Annotated in this window: 18 protein-coding genes; 9 read left to right on the top strand and 9 right to left on the bottom strand. The window is 71.4% G+C overall.

Annotated elements, in window-relative coordinates; genetic code table 11:
- Positions 1–19: 19 nt before the first annotated feature.
- Together ACWDN5_RS03260 and mca are read left to right on the top strand one after the other, a co-directional pair.
- A complete protein-coding gene (locus ACWDN5_RS03260) occupies positions 20–1,432 on the top strand; it encodes an MDR family MFS transporter (RefSeq protein WP_449674136.1) in 1,413 nt (470 codons plus the stop codon).
- Positions 1,429–2,271 carry a mycothiol conjugate amidase Mca gene (gene mca, locus ACWDN5_RS03255; protein WP_449674134.1) on the top strand — a complete coding sequence of 281 codons (843 nt, stop codon included), beginning with the start codon at positions 1,429–1,431 and terminating at the stop codon, positions 2,269–2,271. The genes ACWDN5_RS03260 and mca overlap by 4 nt, the downstream gene beginning before the upstream one ends.
- Before the next feature lie 112 nt (positions 2,272–2,383).
- On the opposite strand, the gene ACWDN5_RS03250 is transcribed toward mca, so the two are convergent.
- Positions 2,384–3,550 (bottom strand): cytochrome P450, encoded by a 1,167-nt coding sequence (locus ACWDN5_RS03250; RefSeq protein WP_310968223.1) that lies wholly within the window; start codon positions 3,548–3,550, stop codon positions 2,384–2,386.
- A 53-nt stretch (positions 3,551–3,603) separates the two neighbouring features.
- Between ACWDN5_RS03250 and ACWDN5_RS03245 the strand changes: the two genes are divergently transcribed.
- The 4 genes from ACWDN5_RS03245 (at position 3,604) to ACWDN5_RS03230 (ending at position 6,512) form a co-directional block, all read left to right on the top strand.
- Positions 3,604–4,485: a DUF5926 family protein gene (locus tag ACWDN5_RS03245; RefSeq protein WP_310968222.1), complete on the top strand. Its 882-nt coding sequence runs from the start codon at positions 3,604–3,606 to the stop codon at positions 4,483–4,485.
- A 129-nt stretch (positions 4,486–4,614) separates the two neighbouring features.
- Complete coding sequence (locus ACWDN5_RS03240) at positions 4,615–4,968, top strand: DUF952 domain-containing protein (RefSeq protein WP_310968221.1); 354 nt, start codon at positions 4,615–4,617, stop codon at positions 4,966–4,968.
- A 210-nt stretch (positions 4,969–5,178) separates the two neighbouring features.
- On the top strand, positions 5,179–5,691 hold the full coding sequence (locus ACWDN5_RS03235; RefSeq protein ID WP_310968220.1) for a SigE family RNA polymerase sigma factor: 513 nt from the start codon (positions 5,179–5,181) through the stop codon (positions 5,689–5,691).
- A complete protein-coding gene (locus tag ACWDN5_RS03230; protein WP_310968219.1) occupies positions 5,688–6,512 on the top strand; it encodes a hypothetical protein in 825 nt (274 codons plus the stop codon). The genes ACWDN5_RS03235 and ACWDN5_RS03230 overlap by 4 nt, the downstream gene beginning before the upstream one ends.
- A gap of 66 nt (positions 6,513–6,578) precedes the next feature.
- Here the strand turns inward: ACWDN5_RS03230 and ACWDN5_RS03225 are convergent, their stop codons facing one another.
- From ACWDN5_RS03225 to ACWDN5_RS03215, 3 genes are all read right to left on the bottom strand, one after another.
- Positions 6,579–7,133: a ferritin gene (locus tag ACWDN5_RS03225; RefSeq protein WP_310968218.1), complete on the bottom strand. Its 555-nt coding sequence runs from the start codon at positions 7,131–7,133 to the stop codon at positions 6,579–6,581.
- A gap of 145 nt (positions 7,134–7,278) precedes the next feature.
- A complete protein-coding gene (locus ACWDN5_RS03220; protein ID WP_449674180.1) occupies positions 7,279–8,463 on the bottom strand; it encodes an arginine deiminase in 1,185 nt (394 codons plus the stop codon).
- Positions 8,464–8,504: 41 nt separating this feature from the next.
- Positions 8,505–9,317 (bottom strand): CPBP family intramembrane glutamic endopeptidase, encoded by an 813-nt coding sequence (locus tag ACWDN5_RS03215; RefSeq protein ID WP_310968217.1) that lies wholly within the window; start codon positions 9,315–9,317, stop codon positions 8,505–8,507.
- A gap of 22 nt (positions 9,318–9,339) precedes the next feature.
- Between ACWDN5_RS03215 and ACWDN5_RS03210 the strand changes: the two genes are divergently transcribed.
- Complete coding sequence (locus tag ACWDN5_RS03210) at positions 9,340–9,801, top strand: PPOX class F420-dependent oxidoreductase (RefSeq protein WP_003076947.1); 462 nt, start codon at positions 9,340–9,342, stop codon at positions 9,799–9,801.
- On the opposite strand, the gene ACWDN5_RS03205 is transcribed toward ACWDN5_RS03210, so the two are convergent.
- Positions 9,793–10,587: a DUF2470 domain-containing protein gene (locus ACWDN5_RS03205; protein WP_310968215.1), complete on the bottom strand. Its 795-nt coding sequence runs from the start codon at positions 10,585–10,587 to the stop codon at positions 9,793–9,795. The two genes, ACWDN5_RS03210 and ACWDN5_RS03205, sit on opposite strands and share 9 nt — an antisense overlap.
- Positions 10,588–10,738: 151 nt before the next feature.
- On the opposite strand from ACWDN5_RS03205, the gene ACWDN5_RS03200 reads away from it, so the two are divergent.
- The gene (locus ACWDN5_RS03200; protein WP_449674130.1) at positions 10,739–11,767 is read left to right on the top strand and encodes a hypothetical protein; all 1,029 of its coding nucleotides are present in this window, start codon (positions 10,739–10,741) and stop codon (positions 11,765–11,767) included.
- Here the strand turns inward: ACWDN5_RS03200 and ACWDN5_RS03195 are convergent.
- Positions 11,734–12,972 carry an MFS transporter gene (locus ACWDN5_RS03195; protein ID WP_449674178.1) on the bottom strand — a complete coding sequence of 413 codons (1,239 nt, stop codon included), beginning with the start codon at positions 12,970–12,972 and terminating at the stop codon, positions 11,734–11,736. The two genes, ACWDN5_RS03200 and ACWDN5_RS03195, sit on opposite strands and share 34 nt — an antisense overlap.
- 92 nt (positions 12,973–13,064) lie before the next feature.
- On the opposite strand from ACWDN5_RS03195, the gene ACWDN5_RS03190 reads away from it, so the two are divergent.
- Positions 13,065–13,961, top strand: coding sequence for a LysR family transcriptional regulator (locus ACWDN5_RS03190; RefSeq protein WP_310968213.1), 897 nt, complete (start codon positions 13,065–13,067; stop codon positions 13,959–13,961).
- On the opposite strand, the gene ACWDN5_RS03185 is transcribed toward ACWDN5_RS03190, so the two are convergent.
- From ACWDN5_RS03185 to ACWDN5_RS03175, 3 genes are all read right to left on the bottom strand, one after another.
- Positions 13,958–14,695 carry a hypothetical protein gene (locus ACWDN5_RS03185; RefSeq protein WP_449674127.1) on the bottom strand — a complete coding sequence of 246 codons (738 nt, stop codon included), beginning with the start codon at positions 14,693–14,695 and terminating at the stop codon, positions 13,958–13,960. The two genes, ACWDN5_RS03190 and ACWDN5_RS03185, sit on opposite strands and share 4 nt — an antisense overlap.
- Before the next feature lies 1 nt (position 14,696).
- Positions 14,697–16,505: a substrate-binding and vWA domain-containing protein gene (locus ACWDN5_RS03180; protein WP_449674125.1), complete on the bottom strand. Its 1,809-nt coding sequence runs from the start codon at positions 16,503–16,505 to the stop codon at positions 14,697–14,699.
- A gap of 80 nt (positions 16,506–16,585) precedes the next feature.
- Entirely contained in the window at positions 16,586–17,758 is a 1,173-nt protein-coding gene (locus tag ACWDN5_RS03175) for a homogentisate 1,2-dioxygenase (protein WP_310968210.1), read from the bottom strand.
- Positions 17,759–17,818 lie beyond the last annotated feature (60 nt).

Here is a 17,818-nt window from a genome sequence, read left to right as displayed (position 1 = left end):
CAATCAACCGGGGGTGAGCATGACAACGGCGGTACGGCCCGATGCGGCGCTGTGGCGGCTGGGCGGCGTCCTGATCATGGGCGCGGTGCTGTCGATCCTCGACGCAACGATCGTGACGGTCGGGATCGGCTCGATCGCCCGTGACCTGGACAGCCCGCTGACCACGGTGCAGTGGGTGGCGAGCGCGTACTTGCTCGCGGCCTCGATGGCCATCCCGCTGTCCGGCTGGCTGACCGACCGTTTCGGCGGCCGCGCGGTCTGGCTGACGGCGGTCGCTATCTTCACCGCGGGCACGCTGCTGTGCGGCTTCGCCTGGTCCGCGCCGGCGCTGGTGGCCTTCCGGGTGCTCCACGGCCTGGGCGGCGGGCTGATGCAGCCGGTCGGGCAGGCGGTGTTCGCCCAGGCGGCGGGTCCGGCCCTGGGCCGGATGATCGGCGTGATCACCCTCCCGGCAACGGTGGCCCCGGTCCTGGGCCCGATGCTCGGCGGCGCCCTGGTGGCGGACTTCGGCTGGCGCTGGATGTTCTTCGCGATCGTCCCGCTGGGCGCGGCCACGTTCCTCTTCGCCCGCCGCCTCCTCCCGGCACCGGCCCCGGACGGCCCGCACGCCCCGTTGGACATCCGCGGCATCGCGTTGCTCTCACCCGGGCTCGGAGCGTTCGTCTACGGCTTGGCCGAGGGAGTGGCGGTGGCTTGGGTGGCCGGGGCCGCCCTGCTGCTGGCGTACGGCATCCACGCATCCCGAGCGACGTCACCGGTGCTGGACCTGGCGTTGTTCCGAAACCGGGGGTTCGCGGTGGCGAGCGCAAGCACGTTCCTGCTGGGAGCGTCGCTGTACAGCTCGATGCTGCTGCTTCCGCTGTACTTCGAGCAGGTCGAGCACGCGAGCGCACTACGGGCGGGCCTGCTCTTGACACCCCAAGCCCTCGGCTCGGCAGCGGTGATGCTGGCCGGCGGCCGGTTACTGGCCCGCTTCGGCCCCCGCCGCATGATGCTGGCCGGAATCGCCCTGTCCCTCCTGGGAACGCTGGCGTTCACCCGCCTCACCGCGGCCTCCGATAGCACCCTGCTGTTGGTGTCCCTGCTGATCCGCGGAGCCGGCCTGGGCGCGGCAACGGCCCCGGGCATGACAACGCTGTACGGCTCCCTGCAGCGGTCCCAAATCCCCCGGGCGGCGAGCGCCTTCAACGTGATCAACCGCATCGGCGGCTCCCTGGGCACGGCCCTCCTGGCCGCAATCCTCCACCACGAACTGACAGCCACCCCCGCCCCAACCCCGTCGGCCTTCGCCACCACCTTCACGTGGGCACTCGCGCTCACGGCCCTGACCTTGATCCCCGCCCCTGCTCTTCCCCCAAAGGAACCCCCGATGACCCCCGGCATCCCGAGCACCACGCCCCAGAATCTTCATCCCCCAAGGAACCCCCGATGACCTTCCGCCTCCTGAGCGTCCACGCCCACCCCGACGACGAGTCCAGCAAGGGCGCAGCCACCCTGGCCCGCTACGCAGCCGAAGGCGTCGACGTCCTGGTCGCCACCTGCACCGGCGGCGAACGCGGCGACGTCCTGAACCCAGCCCTCGACAAGGCCGAGACCTGGGCGGACCTCCCGGCGATCCGCCGCCGCGAGATGGCTGCGGCCGCCGAGATCCTGGGCGTCCGCCACCGCTTCCTCGGCCTCATCGACTCCGGCCCACCCGGCCCCGGCGAGCCACTGCCCGACGACTGTTTCGCGGCCCTCCCCCTATCCGACGCAGCGACACCACTGGTGGCGTTGATCCGCGAGTTCCGCCCCCACGTGGTGATCACCTACGACGAAACGGGCGGCTACCCCCACCCCGACCACATCCGCACCCACGAGGTGACGGTCGAGGCCTTCACCGCAGCCGCCGACCCCACCCGCTATCCCGGCACCGGCGCACCGTGGCGCCCCCAAAAGCTGTACTACCAAGCAACCCTGAGCCGCGCCTGGTTCCAGGCCATCCACGACGCCACCCTCGCCGCCGGCCTCGAGTCGTCCATGTCCGAGGTCCTCAGCGAGCTCCCACCCGACAAATTCCCGGTCACCACCCAAATCCGCTGCGAGGCCCACTTCGCCACCCGAGACCGAGCCCTCCTCGCCCACGAAACCCAAGTGGACCCAGCCCACCCGTTTTTCGCCCACTCACGAGAAATCGAACGCCAGGCCTGGCCCCACGAGGACTACCACCTCGCCCACCCGGCCCCCACCATCCCCCTCGAAACCGACCTCTTCACCGGAGTAACCCCATGAACCCCGTGTCGTCCCCCCAATCACGCGTGATGACCCTCCAATCACGCGTGATGCCTCCCCAATCACGCGAGATCCGCCCCGGATCACGCACCACCCGGACCAGCCACCCCCATCAAGCGGTAACCCGGAGCTCCCGCAACCCCCGAATCACGAACTCCGGCCGCCGCGGCGGCGTCCCGACCAACCGCAACCCCGGCAACTTCTCCGTCAGCGCACTCAGCGCAGCGGCGATCTCCACCCGAGCGAGAGGAGCACCCACGCAGTAGTGGATCCCGAGGCCGAACCCGAGGTGGGCGTTCGGCGTCCGGCCGATGTCCAGGCGGTCCGGCTCGTCGAACACCTCCGGGTCGCGGGCCGCGGCACCCAGCAGCGCGCCGATCTTCTCGCCGCGGGACACGACATACCCGCCGATCGACACGTCCTCGGTCGCCGTCCGCTCGAACAGCTGCAGGGGCGCGTCGAACCGGATCAGTTCCTCGACGCACGAATCCAGAAGGGCAGGTGAGGCCAGCAGGCGCTCCCACTGGTCCCGGTGGGTGAGCAGGGCCGTGATGCCGTTGCCGAGCACGTTGACCGTCGCCTCGTGGCCGGCCATCAGCAGCAGGACCGCGGTGGCCACCAGCTCGTCGGGCGTCAGCTCGCTGCGCAACAGGTCGCTGATGATGTCGTCGCCCAAAGCGTCCGCGCGGGCCGAAGCCACCGAACGGACGTACGAGACGAACTCGGCCGCCGCACGCTCGGCCGCGTCGCGTCCCTCCTCGGGGAGGTCGTACTCGTACATCTTCACGATGGCGTTGGACAGCTGGACCATCCTCGGCCCGTCGGTGCCGGGGACGCCCAGCAGCTCGGCGATCACCGCGACCGGCAGTGGCTGGGCGAGGTGCTCCAGCAGGTCGGCACTGCCGTCGGCGGCGATGGCGGCGGCCAGGTCGTCGACCATGCGGGCGGCGAGCTCGGCGACCATCGGGCGCAGCCGTTGCACGTGGCCGCGGCCGAACGCGCCCGCGATCAGGCGCCGGAGCCGCGTGTGGGCCGGCGGCTCGTTCTCCAGGAGCGAGTTGCGGTGCAGCAGGTTGAACGAGGCGAACCGCTCGAGCGGCTGGGCGTCCTGCCAGATCCGGCCCAGGCCGCGGTGGCGCAGCACGGCCGAAGACGCGGCGTGCGACACCGCGATGGCGAGGCCGAGCCCTTCGTGGAAATGGACTTCGCCCTGCGCTCGCAGCGAAGCGAACGCCGGGTACGGGTCTTCGAGGAAGGCGGGATCGCGGGGGTCGAACACGTCGCGAGACTAACCCTTCGATAGCGTCTGAAGCCGAGCCAGAGGAGGCAGCAGTGGGCAAGGGCGCGCGCAAGAAGGGTCCCAAGCAGGCGTCGGACCGCAAGCCGAAGGTGCGCGACGTCTTCGTCGGCCAGCCGTTCGAGGGGCTGGCGGCGGAGCCCGAGCTGATCGCGCTGCGCGAGTTCGTGCCGTCCGCGACGGCCCAGCTCACCCTCGCCGACGGTGGTGACGTCACCCTCGGGACCGTGCTGCCCATGGCGGCCGCCGCGTTCGTCCGCTCGGACGGCCGGCGCTACCTCGGCCTGCAGGTGCAGACCCGCTCGTCCGACATCAGCCGGGACCTCGGCCGCTCGCTGAAGTGGCTGCTGGACGCCAAGGAGGGTGACGTCCTCGGCGTGCCGGACACCACCACCCCGCCCGCGGCCGACGAGCACGCCCGGCTGCAGGACCTGCTGGCGCCGGGTGCCGAACTCGACGTCACGCTGCACACGGACTTCGGCTGGTGGCTGCCCGAGGACGCCGACGCGACCGGTGACGTCGCCGTGTCGCTCGAGCGCGCGAACGCGGCGATCATGCCCACCGAACGGCTCGGCTCGGGTGCCTACTGGGTCCTCGCCGGCGAGAAGGCGCACCTGCGCTGGGTCCGGCCGGAGCCGGAGAACCTGCTGCTCCAGGCCCTCGCCCGGCTGTCCGCGGCCGGCGAGCTCGGCCTCGGCGAGGGCTCGCGCTACGCGGGCTCGTTCCGGGCGCACGGCCTGCTCGTCCCGGTCTGGGACCTCGACCCCGAGGCCCACGCCCGCGAGTGGGCCGAGGCCAAGGACGCCCTGGGCGCCCGGCTCGAGACGGCGTTGAAGTCGCTCGACGACGAGCCCCTGAACGCGGCCGAGCGGCGGGCGCGGGACGGCCTCGTCGGCCGGCAGCTGACCCTGCGCTGACCGTCGTCGGCAGGTGCCGGACCATCGGTACGAACCGGTGGTCCTCCACCCTTCGGTGAGCGTTCAACCAGGCACTATGTGGCGGAAGAGACACCGCCGGTGCAGCGCGCCGGTGGGACGATTCTCTGCGTGATACTTCACATCTGCGGGGCGGCCGACTGGGCCGAAGTGGGGGAAGACGGCGAGTATCGGGATCCGTCCCTGGACGAAGTCGGGTTCATCCACTGTTCCGACTTCGGCACGGTGAACCTGCCGGCCAACATCCGGTTCCGGGGCCGGACCGATCTGGTGCTGCTCGAAATCGACCCGGCGAAGGTCGACGCGCCGGTCCGCTGGGAGGACGGGCTGCCGCCGCACCCGGAGGGGATCTGGTTCCCGCACGTCTACGGCCCGATCCCGCGCGCGGCGGTCGTCGGCGTGCACGAATTCCGCGAGTCCGAGGGCGGCGGTTTCCGCCTGCCCGACTCGCTCGCCCACCGCTGACGTGGGCAGATCATCGCCCGGCCGACCCAGAAGGAATTCGGCCGGGAACGCGGGCAACCTGAGGGGGCTGTGATGCGTGTTGGGGAGGAAAGCGACTCGGCTTCTGGCTACCCGACCCCGATGGGAGGCGATACGGTGACCGCTGCGGCACCCGTCTTCACCGGGGGAGATACCTGGGTGACCAGCGCAGGCCGAGGGAGGGCCGCGACGTTGGCTGGCGAGTTCGTCGACTTCGGCGACTTCGTGCAGGCGACTCTGCCCGGCTTGCTGCGGTACGGCCACGCGCTCACCGGTAACCCGCACGACGCGGCGGACCTGGTGCAGACCGTGCTGGAGAAGATCGGCTCGCGCTGGACGTACGTCCACGAGAAGACCGGCGACCCGCTGGCCTACGTCCGCCGGTCGATGGCGAACGCGCACGTGAGCCGCTGGCGGCGGACGCGCCGGGAGAACCTCGTCGCGGACCTGCCGGACACCAGCCCGCACGTGCCGTCCGACCCGTTCGAGCACGAGCCGCTGTGGCGTGCGTTACGGACGCTGCCGCCGAGGCAACGGGCCGTCATGGTCCTGCGTTACTACGAAGGTCTCTCGGAAGCGGAGATCGCCGGCGCCCTCGGGGTCACCCAGGGCACCGTCAAGAGCCAGGCCAGCAAGGCGATCGCGTCGCTGCGGATGAAGCTGAAGTCGGTCGACGGCGAAGGCGAAGGGAGTGGTGCGGGTTGAACATCTCCGAGGACGAACTGGAGCAGCGGCTGCGCGCCCTGTTCGCCGACGAGCGGCTGGACCTGCCTCCGCCGCCGGACGCCGGGACGGTCATCGTCACCGGGGCGCGACGGCGTCGCCGTCGCCGGCACGTCGTGCAGGCCGTGGCCGGGGTTGCGGCCGCCGTGGTCGCCGTCTCGGGCGGGCTGACCATGATCCGGTTCCACGCCGAGGACGGCACCGCGGTGATGTCCGCCGACGGAACCGGAACCAGCGGCAAGCCGCCGGAGAACCTCACGGCGGGCCGGTCGCCGGAGCCGTCGCCGCCCGGGCCGACCGGCACCCAGAGCATCCAGGCTTCCGCGCCGCCGGGCGCGTCGACGTCGCGGCCGCCGCGGCCGCCGTCGACCCCGCGGCCGTCCACGCTCCCCGGTGTGGCCACCGGGCCGCTGCTCGCGGCCGACGGCTTCGGCCAGCTCAAGCTCGGCATGTCCGAGGCCGACGTGACGGCGCTGGCCGTGACGCTCAGCGACCCGCAGGCCGGCGCGAGCTGCACCGTCTACAAGGCACAGGGCAGCGGGGTACCGGTGGCCGCGAGCGTCGTCATTTCGAAGGCGGCCGGGCTGGTCGTCGTCACCCCGGACGTGGCCGCGCACACCGCCGAAGGCATCGGCGCCGGCGCCACCAAGGACCAGATCCTCGCCGCCTACCCGGCGGCCAAGGAGGAGTCCGGCGACGTCGTCGCCCCGGCCGGCACCGCCGCCGAATACCGCTTCCGGCTCGGCGAGACCGGAGTCGTGCAGACGAGCCTTTCGAGCCGCGCCCAGGACTGCGCCGGCTGAGGGCCGGGCGCATGCGGAAACCCGGGCTGTCCACAGGGGGAGAGCCCGGGTTTTCCCATTAGTCGGTTACAGCGCCCCGCCGGCCACCGGCGGCATCTGCGAGTCGGCGCCGCCGTCGCCGACGGACTCGCGGTGCAGGTGGTTCTCGACCTCGAACAGGTTGCCGTTCGCGCGCTTGACGACGTTGAGCAGCGTGTTCATCTGCGAGATCTCTTCGACCTGCTCCTTGAGGAACCACTGCATGAACTGCTCGCTGATGTAGTCCTCTTCGGCGCGCGCGGCCTTCGCCATCGCGGAGATGTCGACGGCGACCTCCTTCTCCTGCTCGAGCGCGAGCTCGATGAGCTCGGTGACGCCGGAGAAGTCGTTGCGCACCTCCCCGGTGCCGGGGATCTCGACGTGGTGGTCGCGGTCGAGCATGTACTGCACGAGCGCCATCGCGTGGTTGCGCTCCTCGACGGACTGCTTGTAGAAGTGCTTCGCCAGCTGCGGGAGGTCCTCGGCGTCGAACCACACCGCGAGCGCGATGTACTGCTGGGACGCGTTGAACTCGTTGTGGATCTGCGCCTGCAGCAGTTCGTAGAACTTCGAGCGCGGCTCTTTCTTCTTGGTGAGGGCCATGCAGACCAGAATAGATCAAGATTGGCGGGAATTCCACTCGGGACTGGTGATCTGGCCCCTATTAGGGTTACCATTCCTAAAGAAGACCTGCCTAATTTAAGTAAGCCTTCCCTAAAAGCCGTGGCAATTTAGGGAAGGCTTCCCATCACAGCGGATCACGCCGGACCGGGCAGGACATGCACCGCGGCCCGCCCCGGCCGGAGCCCAGTTCGGAGCCCGCGATCGGCAGCACCTCGATGCCGGCCGCCTCCAGCCGTTCGTTCGTCTCGACATTGCGCTCGTAGCCGACGACGACACCCGGCGCCAGGGCGAGCGTGTTGTTGCCGTCGTCCCATTGCTCGCGTTCGGCCGTCACGGGGTCGAGGCCGGTGTCGATGACGCGCAGCCGGTCGATTTCCATCGCTTCGGCCGCGGCCACCAGGAACGGCGCCGGGCCGGCCACCTTCACCCCGCCGTCGCCGGTCGGGCGCAGCGTGAACGCCGTCAGCGAGTCGCGGGCCAGCGGGTACATCACCACCGCGTCCGCGTCGACCATCGTGCACACCGTGTCCAGGTGCATGGTCGCGCGGGACTGCTCGATCGGCACCGCCAGCACGGTGTGCGCGATGCCGTCGGCGAACACCGACCGGGCCAGGGACTCCGCGCCGGCCGCCGTCGTCCGCTCACCGACGCCGATGGCGAGCACGCCCGGGGCCAGCAGCATCACGTCGCCGCCCTCGATCGGCGCCGAATGGGCGCCGTACGCGCGGGCGGCGTGGCGGAACTGCGGGTGGTAGGCGTAGATCAGGTCGAGCACCGCCGTCTCGCGGCGGCGCGCGGGCATGTTCAGGGACGAAATCGCCACCCGGTCGGCGATCCACACCGACGAGTCGCGCGTGAACAGCAGGTTCGGCAGCGGGTCGACGGCGAAGTCGTGCGGGTGGTTCATCATCCGCACCAGCGACGCGCCTTCCGCGGACGGCAGCTCCTCGAACGTCATGCCGGCCATCAGCACCTCGGCGAGCCCGGCCGCGTCGACGCCCGAGAGGTGCGAACGCAGCGAGTCGGCCAGGTCGCCGCCGAGCCGCCGGTCGTCGACCGCCGCGTGCACGCCCGCCGCGTGCGCCCGGTCGTCTTCCAGCGCCGTCCGCAGGGCGTCGGCCAGCAGCAGCACGCTCACCCCGCGGCCGCGCAGCACCTCGGCGAACGCGTCGTGCTCGTCCTGGGCCCGGTCGACCCACGGGATCGAGTCGAACAGGAGCTGGTCGTTGTTGCGGGGCGTCAGCCTTTTGAGCTCGTTGCCGGGCCGGTGCAGCAGCACCGCGCGCAGGGGTCCGACTTCGCTGTCCACCCGGGGAGGTGCCGTTTCGTCGATCACCCCCCAGATCCTAGTCAGGGGAGCCAGGAAACGTGCCCCTTGAGCAGCGAGTATCCGACGAACGACACGAAGTCGAACAGCGTGTGGGCGGCGACCAGCGGCCACAGCCGGTTGGTCTTCTGCCACAGCCGTCCGAACACCAGCCCCATGATCAGGTTCCCGACGAACCCGCCGAAGCCCTGGTACAGGTGGTACGACCCGCGCAGCACGGCGGCGCCGAACACCGCGGTGTTCTCCCGGACGCCGAGCTGCCGCAGCCGCGTCAGCAGGTAGCCGATGACCAGGACTTCCTCGGCGAAGGCGTTGCCGAACGCCGAGAGCGTCAGCGAGATCGGCCGCCACCACGTATCGCCCAAAGTGGACGGTTGCACGGCCAGGCTGAACCCGAGGTGGTACGAGATGAAGTACAGCGCCAGCCCCGGGATGCCGATCAGCGCGGCGAGCACGACGGTCAGCAGCGCGTCCCGGCCCGGTGCCCGCCGGTCCAGGCCGATCTGCGCGACCTTGACGCCCGCGCGCCACAGCAGGTACAGCCCGAGCGCGCCCCAGCCGACCAGCTGCGCCGCCGACAGCAGCTGCTTGAGCAGGTCGATCAGGCTCGCCGCGGCCTGCGGCACGTTCAGCTGGGTCTGCTGCTGGGCCAGCGGCACCGGCTGCAGCAGCGAGTCCACAAGGGACAGCAGGCTGCGCACGCCGGACATGCCGAGCGTGATCCCGAAGACGATCAGCAGCTCGAGCTTGATCGCGCGGCGCTCGCGCGGGTCGTCGACCGGTTCCGGGAACGACGGCCGGGCCGGGGCCAGCCACGATCGCGCGGTGAACGTCATGGACGCACGCTACCTTCGGGGTATGCCGAGGAGCATCGCCACCAACGAAACCGTCGACCGCGCCGCGCTGGTCGAGTTCCTGTCGACCCGCCACCGCGCCATCCTGCTGACCACGAAGGCCGACGGCGGCCCGCAGCTCTCGCCGGTGACCTGCGGCGTCGACGCCGAGGGCAGGCTGGTCGTCTCGACCTACCCGAAGCGCGCGAAGGTCGTGAACGTCAAGCGCAACCCGAAGGTTTCGGCCTGCATCCTGTCCGACGAGTGGAACGACCAGTGGGTGCAGCTGAACGGCACCGCCGAGGTGCTGGACATCCCGGATTCGGTCGAGCCGCTCGTCGAGTACTTCCGCGCCATTTCCGGCGAACACCCGGACTGGGACGAATACCGCGAGGCCATGGTCAAGCAGGGCAAGAGCATCATCCGCGTGACGATCGAGAGCTGGGGGCCGATCGCGAAGGGCGGGTTCCCGGCCGAACTAGCCTGACCGCCCGCGCAGGAACGGGCAGCCGACCAGCCGGCGCAGCTCCGACGCGAGCTGCGCCGGGCTGTCGACGGACTTCGAGAACGCCAGCCGCACGTCGTGGTCGCCGCTGTCGGACTCGACGCGCAGCCGCAGCCCGAACCGGTCGAGCCCGAGCGGGCGGATCCGGCCGCCGCGCAGCGAGGCCGGCAGGTGCTTCGCGAGCTGCTCGACGACGTCGGAGTGGTCGCTCTCCAGGTGCCGCAGCCACTGGGCCTCGTAGTCGTGGAACGGGTCGGGCGGCGCGGCGCTGAACATGTGCGGGCGCAGCGAGTGCGTGCCCTCGGCGTCGGCGAGCACGAGCGACGCCGGGGTGAGCCGCAGCAGCGTGACGCCGTGGCCGACGTCGAGGAGCCGTTCGTCCGGCCGCGTCTCGGCGATCGCCACCGCCCGCGCGCGGGCCGAAACCGGCGAGAGCGGCCGCAGCCAGCCGGTGATCCACAGCAGCCCGCGGATCGGTTCCCGCAGGTCGACCGGGGCCTGGTCGGCGAGCTCGACCATCACGGCCAGCTCCCCGCGCTGAGTCTGCTTCGCCGCGCCGACCATCGGGTGGTCGTCGGGCAGCAGCACGCTGACGCTGCCGCTGTGGTGCACGTGGTGCAGCACCGGCACGACCCGCCGGCCGTCGAGGTCCGTGCGATCGCAGGTCGGCAGCAACGACGCGGGGCCGTTGCGGGTCGCGATCGTCTTGGCGCGCTCGGCGGGGTTCGGCGCCGGCGGGCGGCGGACGGTTGTGGGTGCCTCGGTCACGGCTCACCTCCTACTTAGGTGAGCCTAACCTGAATTCGGCGGTCTGGGTAGTCGTGGCGCTCACGTCCCACCCGTTGATCGGCACATCCGGTAACGCCGGTGCCCACTTTGCCGAAAAGCGGTTAACAACCCGACCCCGTGGGGGTTCCGCGTGCCGATCGTCCCGGTCCCCGAGCGCGTCAGCGCGTTCGAACTCGACCCCGCCATGCCGTCCGGGGCCCTCCCGATCTTCGGCGAGTACCTCGACCGCCTCGGCCGCGACACCGCGAACCAGCGGCTCGTGGCCGCGTTCTTCGTGGTGTTCGGGTTCGCCCAGTTCTTCGCCGGCGCCGGAGTGGCGCTGCCGGTCGGCACGTTCGCGCTGGCCGGCGCGATCGAGGCGTGGTGGCTCCACCGCGCGCACGCCCACCTGCCCGAGACGCGGTTGAAGCGGGAAGCGTTCCGGCAGGTGGACATCGCCGCCGGCGGCCTGGTCGCGGCCGGCCGGACGGTCGGCGTGCGCCTCCCGGACGGCCGGTGGCTGCGCGTCCGGCTCGACGAAGCCCACCGGTTGCTGGTCGCCGGGCACCGCCGGATCTGGCTGCTGGGCCGCGGCCCCAAGGTGTTCGTCGGCTTTTCCGGCGTGGTGCGGGTCCGCAGCGCCCGGATCCACGACACCCCGCCGCCGGGTGCCGTACCGGTCCCGCAACCGGCCGGGTCCCGCTCGCCGAGGCTCGACCCCGTGCTGGCCGCACACCGCCGCCAGCTGGCCCGCGACCTGCGCACGACGGCGGCGTTCCTGCTGGTGCTGGCCGGGTTCGCGGTCTGGGTCGCACTCGACTTCCCGGTGGTGGGGTGGCTCGCGTGGCCGTGCGGCGCAGGCGCGCTCCTGGGCGCCCTCGCGGCCGTGTGGCGAGCGATCACCTACCGCAGGCCCCTCCCGGCGGACCATTGGACGGAGCTGCGCGCGGTCCTCGACGGCCCGGTCCGCATGACCCGCCACGGCGCGGCGAGGCTGAGCGGCCTGACGATGCTGGCCGACGGCCGCGTGGTCCGCTTCCGCCTCCCCAAGGTGGACCCTTCGATGGCGGCGAACATCGCGGCGACGGGCCGCCTCTGGATCGCGGGCGCCCCCCGCCCGGGCGCGGCCAAGACAGGCCTCCCGGGCTACCCGGTACTGGGCACGGTCTGGCTCGGTTGAGCAGGCGTCCGATCGCGGCGGGGCAGCAGCAACGGCGTCGCCAGCACCAGCACCCCGGCGATCCCGATGGCCCAGCGTGGCCCGGTCAGACCGGCGAGCAGGCCCCAGAGCGCGGTCAGCGTGGCGATCGACGCCTTCGTGCTGATCGACCACGCCGAAAGCGTCCGCGCGATGCGGTCCGCCGGGAGTTGCTCGAGCCGGTAGGTCGCGAGCACCGGGTTGAAGACGCTGCAGCTGACGATCAGGCCGAGTTCGACGACCATTACGTAGCCGAGCCCGCCGGTGCCCGCCGGGATGAACGCCAGGGCGAGCAGCCAGCACGCCCTGATCGCGCCGGACGTCACCAGGACCGGGTGGCGCCCGAACTTCGCGACGAGCCGCGGGGTCAGCCGCGAACCGGCGAGCCCGCCGAGGCACGGTACGGCGAACGCGAGCCCGTACTGCCACGGCGGGAACCCCAGCTGGTTGAGCATCAGCACGGCGAGCAGCGGCTCGGTGCCCATGACCAGGCCGTTGAACACCATCGCGTTGAACAGCAGCGGCCGCAGTCCCCGATGCGCCAGCAGGAAGCGCCAGCCGTCGGCGAGGTCGCGCGGGCGCAGCCGGGTGGCGGTGCGCGGGCGCGGTTCGTCCCCGCCGATCGCGCGGATCCCGAGCGCGGAGAGCAGGAAGCTGACGGCGTTGGCGACCACCGACGTCACCGGCCCGAACAGCGCGAACGCCGCCCCGCCCAGCGGCGGCCCGAGCGCGGTGGCGGTCCAGTTCGTCGCCTCGAACCGGCCGTTCGCGACGAGCAGGTCTTCGGGCGGCACCAGGCCCTTGAGGAAGGCCCCGCTCGCGGAGGTGAAGGTGATGTCCGCCGCGGCGACGACCACCGAGACGGCCAGCAGCTGCCCGAAGCTCAGCACGCCGAGGCCATAGGCGGCCGGAACGCTGACCAGCGCGCCGAACCGCACGAGGTCCATGGCCACCATCACCGGCCGCTTCCGCCGGCGGTCGACCCACGGCCCCAGCGGAACGGCGACGAGCGCCCCGACGGCCGGCCCGACCGCGGCCAGCGCCGAGACGGCCGCGGGCCCGGCGTGCAGGACGAGGATCGCGAGCATGGGGAAGGCGCCGAAGCCGAGCCACGTCCCGAAGGCGCTCACCGCGTAGGCCGACCAGAGCCACCTGAACCGCGGTCCCAGCGACCGCCCGCGCATCACGTCGGAGATCAAAGCGGGAACGGTCGCGCGCGGCAAACAACCGACGCGGCGGCGAGCCACAACGCCGCGTTGTGAATCTAGAGTCGGGCGTCGTGGACCTCGACGCCGTGCGCACCTTCGTCGCTGTGGTGGAGGCGGGCCGGTTCCAGGACGCCGCCACCGACCTGTCGATCACGCAGCAGGCCGTCTCGAAACGCATCGCCGCGCTGGAGAAGTCGCTCGGGGCGCGGCTGTTCACGCGCACTGCGCGCGGCGCCGTGCTCACCGGCGATGGAACGGCCTTCTTACCGCACGCTCGCGAGCTCCTGGCGGCCGAGCTGCGCGCGCTGGCGTCGGTGCGCACCGGCCCGCTCCGCGTCGACGTCATCGGCAGGCGGCTGTGCCCGGCCACGTTGCTGCGCGGGTTCCACCAGGCACACCCCGACGTAGCGCTCGAGGTCGCGACGCTCTTCGACACCGCGATCGCGGCGCTCCTGGACGGCTCGATCGACGCGTCGTTCCGCGCGGTCGTCACGCTGCCCGCGGACCTCGACGCCCAGTGGGTGCTCGACGAGCCGATCCAGCTGATGTGCGGCCCCGCGCACCCGCTGGCGAACGCGGCTTCGGTGACTCCGGCGGAGCTGGCCGGGCACCGGATCCGGCTCCCCGGCGTGGTGCCCGGGACGGAGTGGGGCGCCTACTACACCGAGTTCGCGGCCGCGTTCGGCCTGTGGATCGACGCCGCCGGGCCCAACTTCGGCATCGAGGTGGTGCTGGACACGCTCGCGGAGTCGGCGGAGGTGGCGACGTTGCTCGGCGCGGGAAGCCGGGTGCTGTGGCCGCCGGCGCACGACCTGCGGCGCGTGCCGATCGAAGGTCCCGTGCCGGTGTACCCGCATTCGCTGGTGTGGCGGCGGGGTAACGCGCACCCCGGGCTCACGGCGCTTCGGCGTCACCTCGCGAAGAGCGAGCGCGTCGCCGGCGCGTGGCGGCCGGGCTGGGCCGCCTAACCCAGCGACTTCCGCGTCGCCTGCTCGGTCTCCAGTACGCCCTGGCGGATGCCTTCCAGCTGGTCGCTCAGCTCGCGCACCGCGCCGGTGTCCACGGTGACGTCCGACGTCGCCGCCGTCAGTTCCGCCACTCGGGCCACCAGGCTGTCCAGGCCGAGTGCGCCCGATTGCAGCTGGGCCAGCAGCTTGTCCCGGGCGCCGGACAGCCGCGCGTGCACGTCCGCCTGGGCCTGGACCGCCGACAGCGCCTGCTCGAGGTCGCCGCGGACCTCTTCGCGGGCCGACGTCAGCGACTGCTCCAGCCGGCGCCGCTCGCGCCTGACCGCGTCGAGGTCGACGCGGGACAGCGCCTGGCCCGTCGCCGACGCGCGGCCGGCCAGGCGCCTCAGCGTCGACAGCGTCTCCTGGACCGCCGGCTCCATGTCCGCCACGCGGTCGGCGAGCGGACCGGATTCGAGCGAGCCGCTCAGCGAGGCGAACCCCTCCGCCGCGGCCGACGCCCGGTTCAGCCAGCTCTCCTCGGCCGAGCCGGGCGTTACGTCCAGCACCCGGGCTTCCCGCGGTGGCGGCTCCTTCTCGCGGGTTGCCACCGCCACGCCCGCCCGCGCGGCGAGCACCGCCACCCCGACCCCGAGGGCGGCGACGACCGGCAGCTGCACGGCCCAGGCCACGCCGGCCGACGTGGCGGCGAGCAGCAGCCCCCACGGTTCGGCGAGCTCACGGGCGAACTTCATGTCAGAAATTGGAGATCACGGAGGTGAACACCTGGTTGATCGAGTCCGGTTTGGACGAATCGTACTCCGAACCCGCGGTCGCCTCGGCGATCTGCTTCAGCACGTCCTGGTCGGCGTCCGAGCCGTAGGCGATGGTGAACAACCGGACCGACTCCGCGTTGCCCTCCGGCCGCAACTGTGGCACCAAGTGTTCGAGGTCGATGCCGCCGGAGTCCTCGTTCCGGCCGTCGGTCAGCACCACGACCGCGTTGATCGCCGCCGGGTCCAGGTGGGCCTTCATGTACTCGTACGCGGCCAGCGACGAGTCGTACAACCCCGTGCCGGACTGGGGAGTCAGCCCGCTCAGCCGCATGGCCAGGGTCTCCTTGCCGCTCGTCCCGAGCGCCTGGACCGGGAGCAGCTCCTGGTAGTCCTTGTCGCCGTCGAGGTGGGTCGAGAACTGCCAGAGCCCGACCTGGTCGCGCGGCACGAACTGGCCGAGCGAGTCGATCGCGGCCTGCTTCGCCAGGTCGATCTTGCTCTTGCCGGTGCCCCTCACCTCGTCGCCCATCGAGCCCGAGACGTCCACGACGAGCAGCACGTTCGCCTTCTTCCGCAGGTCGGTCCAGGACGCCAGCAGCTTCGACAGCACCGACGGCGACGGCGGCCGCAGGAAGCTGATCTTCGCGTCCGGCTGGACGCCGTTGGCTGGCGTCGCCTGCGGGCCCGGCTTGCCCTCGAAGGACCGGAAGCCGAGCGCGGCGAACTTCGCCTGCGTCTCGGCGAGGCGCAGGTAGCCGAGGAAGTCCGCGGCGACCTGCTTGCGCACCGGGTCCGCCCAGTTCAACGTGACGAACGGGTGGTCGGAGTTGAGCGTCCCGTCACCCGGGTAGATCGCCACCAGCGGCACCTTCGGCGGCCCGTGCTGCCCGACCTTGGCCGGGTCGTTCGTCGGGTTGCCCTGGTTGTAGCCGATCAGCGAGTTCTCCTCGACGGTCACCGCCGAGATGTACGACAGCGCCGCGCCCTTGTCGTCGGCCTTCTGCAGGTTGGTCAGGAAGGTGAGCGTGGTGTCGCCGTAGTGCACGATCGCCTGCTCGATGTTCGTGACGAACTGCTTCGCGTCCGGCTTCTCGAGCGCGGCCGCGGTGAGGTCGGACGACGTGCCGGTGGCGGCGTAGTAGGCACCGATCGTCGCGTTCAGCCCGGACGTCGAGATGTTCGGGTTCGTCTTGCCGAGCCGGAACTTGCCCCACTCCGGGTGGCCGTACTTCGCCCAGCCCGCCGGGTCGGTGGCCAGGCCGGCGAGGTCCTTCCAGCCGATCGCCTTGCCGGGCCAGCCGAGCGCCTCGGCCATCGGCTTCGGCATCGCGACGACCAGCGGCGCGTTCGCGATCGACGGCGGATCACCGTCCGGCACGAGCGAACCGGTGTCGCCCTTCGCGTTGACTCGCAGCAGGTTGACCCAGCCGCTCGCGGCCGGTGTCCAGACGTCCGGGCGCGGCCCGTCGACGGCTTCGTTCCAGCCGTTCGCCAGCGCCTGCATCGCGACGCCGGACGACTTCGATTTCACGACGACGTCGACGCAGTGCCCGGCGACCGTCCGTCCGGAGTAGGCCTTCGCGGCCTCTTGGACGATTCCGGCCTTTTCCGGTGACGAAGCGACGTTGAGCGCGATCGCGTCCGCGCCCGAGCACTTCGGCGCGTCGGCCTCGTCGCTCGAATCGCTGGTCCAGTAGCGGATTCCGATGATCAAGGCGATCGCGACCACGATCGCGGCCAGGAACGGGAGAACTTTTCTCTTTCGACGTGCTGGCTGGGAATTGATCATCGAAACCTCCCCGTTCCGCCACCCGGATTTCCATTATCCGGCCGGCGGAACGGGAAGGGGACGGTATTTCCGAATCTTGACTATGACTTAGGGCCGCGGCGCGACCACGTCCAGGCGTAGCCGGGGTCTTCGGACGCCTCGGCCGCTTCGCCGAGCTCCAGCGGCGCGAACGTGTCGACCATGACCGCCGTCTCGTCGAAGAACTCCGCGCCGATCGACGCCTCCGCCGCACCGGGCTGCGGGCCGTGCGTGAAACCGGACGGGTGCAGCGAGAGCGAGCCGATGCCGATCCCCGAGCCCTTCCGGGCCTCGTAGTTGCCGCGCACGTAGAACATCAGCTCGTCGGAGTCGACGTTCGCGTGGTTGTACGGCACCGGGATCGCGCCCTCGTGGTAGTCGACCTTCCGCGGGCAGAAGGAGCAGACGACGAAGTTCGGGCCCTCGAACGTCTGGTGCACGGGCGGCGGCTGGTGGACGCGGCCGGTGATCGGCTCGAAGTCGTCGATGTTGAACACCCACGGGTAGAGGCAGCCGTCCCAGCCGACGACGTCGAACGGGTGCGTCGCGTAGGTGTAGCGGGTCAGCCCGGCGCGGTGCCGCACGAGCACCTCGACGTCCTCGCCGTCCTCCAGCAGCGGCTCCTCCGGCCCGCGGATGTCGCGCTCGCAGTACGGCGAGTGCTCCAGGAACTGCCCCTTCGCGGACAGATAGCGCTTCGGCGGCCCGATGTGGCCGCGCGCCTCGAGGGTGAAGAGGTTGACCTCGCCGTCGGGGACGACCCGGTAGGTGCACGACGTCGGGATCACGACGTAGTCGCCGTCGCCGACCTCGAGGCGGCCGTAGATGGTCTCGAAGGTCGCCGAGCCGCCGTGGACGTAGAAGAGCTCGTCGCCGGCCGCATTGCGGTACAGCGGGCTGGGCGCGGTCGCGGTGACGAACCCGATGGTGACGTCGTTGTTGCCGAACAGCCGCCGCCGGTCGGTCACCGCGTCGGCCTCGCCGCCGAACTTGAGGTCCCGGGTCTGGAACGACCGCGGCTTGAGTGGGTGGTTCGGGGTGAGCGACCCGCGGTCCTCCGCGACCGCGACGGCGTCGACGATCGCCGTCGGCAGGCCGCGGTGGTAGAGCAGCGCGGAGTCGGCGGAGAAGCCCTCGACGCCCATCAGCTCCTCGGCGTAGAGCCCGCCGTCCGGCTTCCGGAACGCGGTGTGCCGCTTGTGCGGGATCTCGCCTACTCGCCGGTAGTAAGGCATCGACGTCCCCTTCTGACGTGTTCGTTGTGCGAACGATTTTGTCCTGATGTCGTACGCTAC

This window comes from Amycolatopsis sp. NPDC003731 (assembly GCF_053586895.1).
This window is presented reverse-complemented; position numbering and strand designations above follow the sequence as displayed.

What these genes read in the sequence shown, in the direction of transcription:
- ACWDN5_RS03215 (WP_310968217.1), bottom strand. Translation starts at nt 9,317, where the DNA reads ATGACGTTCACCGCGCGATCGTGGCTGGCCCCGGCCCGGCCGTCGTTC.
- ACWDN5_RS03260 (WP_449674136.1), top strand. Translation starts at nt 20, where the DNA reads ATGACAACGGCGGTACGGCCCGATGCGGCGCTGTGGCGGCTGGGCGGC.
- mca (WP_449674134.1), top strand. Translation starts at nt 1,429, where the DNA reads ATGACCTTCCGCCTCCTGAGCGTCCACGCCCACCCCGACGACGAGTCC.
- ACWDN5_RS03210 (WP_003076947.1), top strand. Translation starts at nt 9,340, where the DNA reads ATGCCGAGGAGCATCGCCACCAACGAAACCGTCGACCGCGCCGCGCTG.
- ACWDN5_RS03185 (WP_449674127.1), bottom strand. Translation starts at nt 14,695, where the DNA reads ATGAAGTTCGCCCGTGAGCTCGCCGAACCGTGGGGGCTGCTGCTCGCC.
- ACWDN5_RS03175 (WP_310968210.1), bottom strand. Translation starts at nt 17,758, where the DNA reads ATGCCTTACTACCGGCGAGTAGGCGAGATCCCGCACAAGCGGCACACC.
- ACWDN5_RS03180 (WP_449674125.1), bottom strand. Translation starts at nt 16,505, where the DNA reads ATGATCAATTCCCAGCCAGCACGTCGAAAGAGAAAAGTTCTCCCGTTC.
- ACWDN5_RS03225 (WP_310968218.1), bottom strand. Translation starts at nt 7,133, where the DNA reads ATGGCCCTCACCAAGAAGAAAGAGCCGCGCTCGAAGTTCTACGAACTG.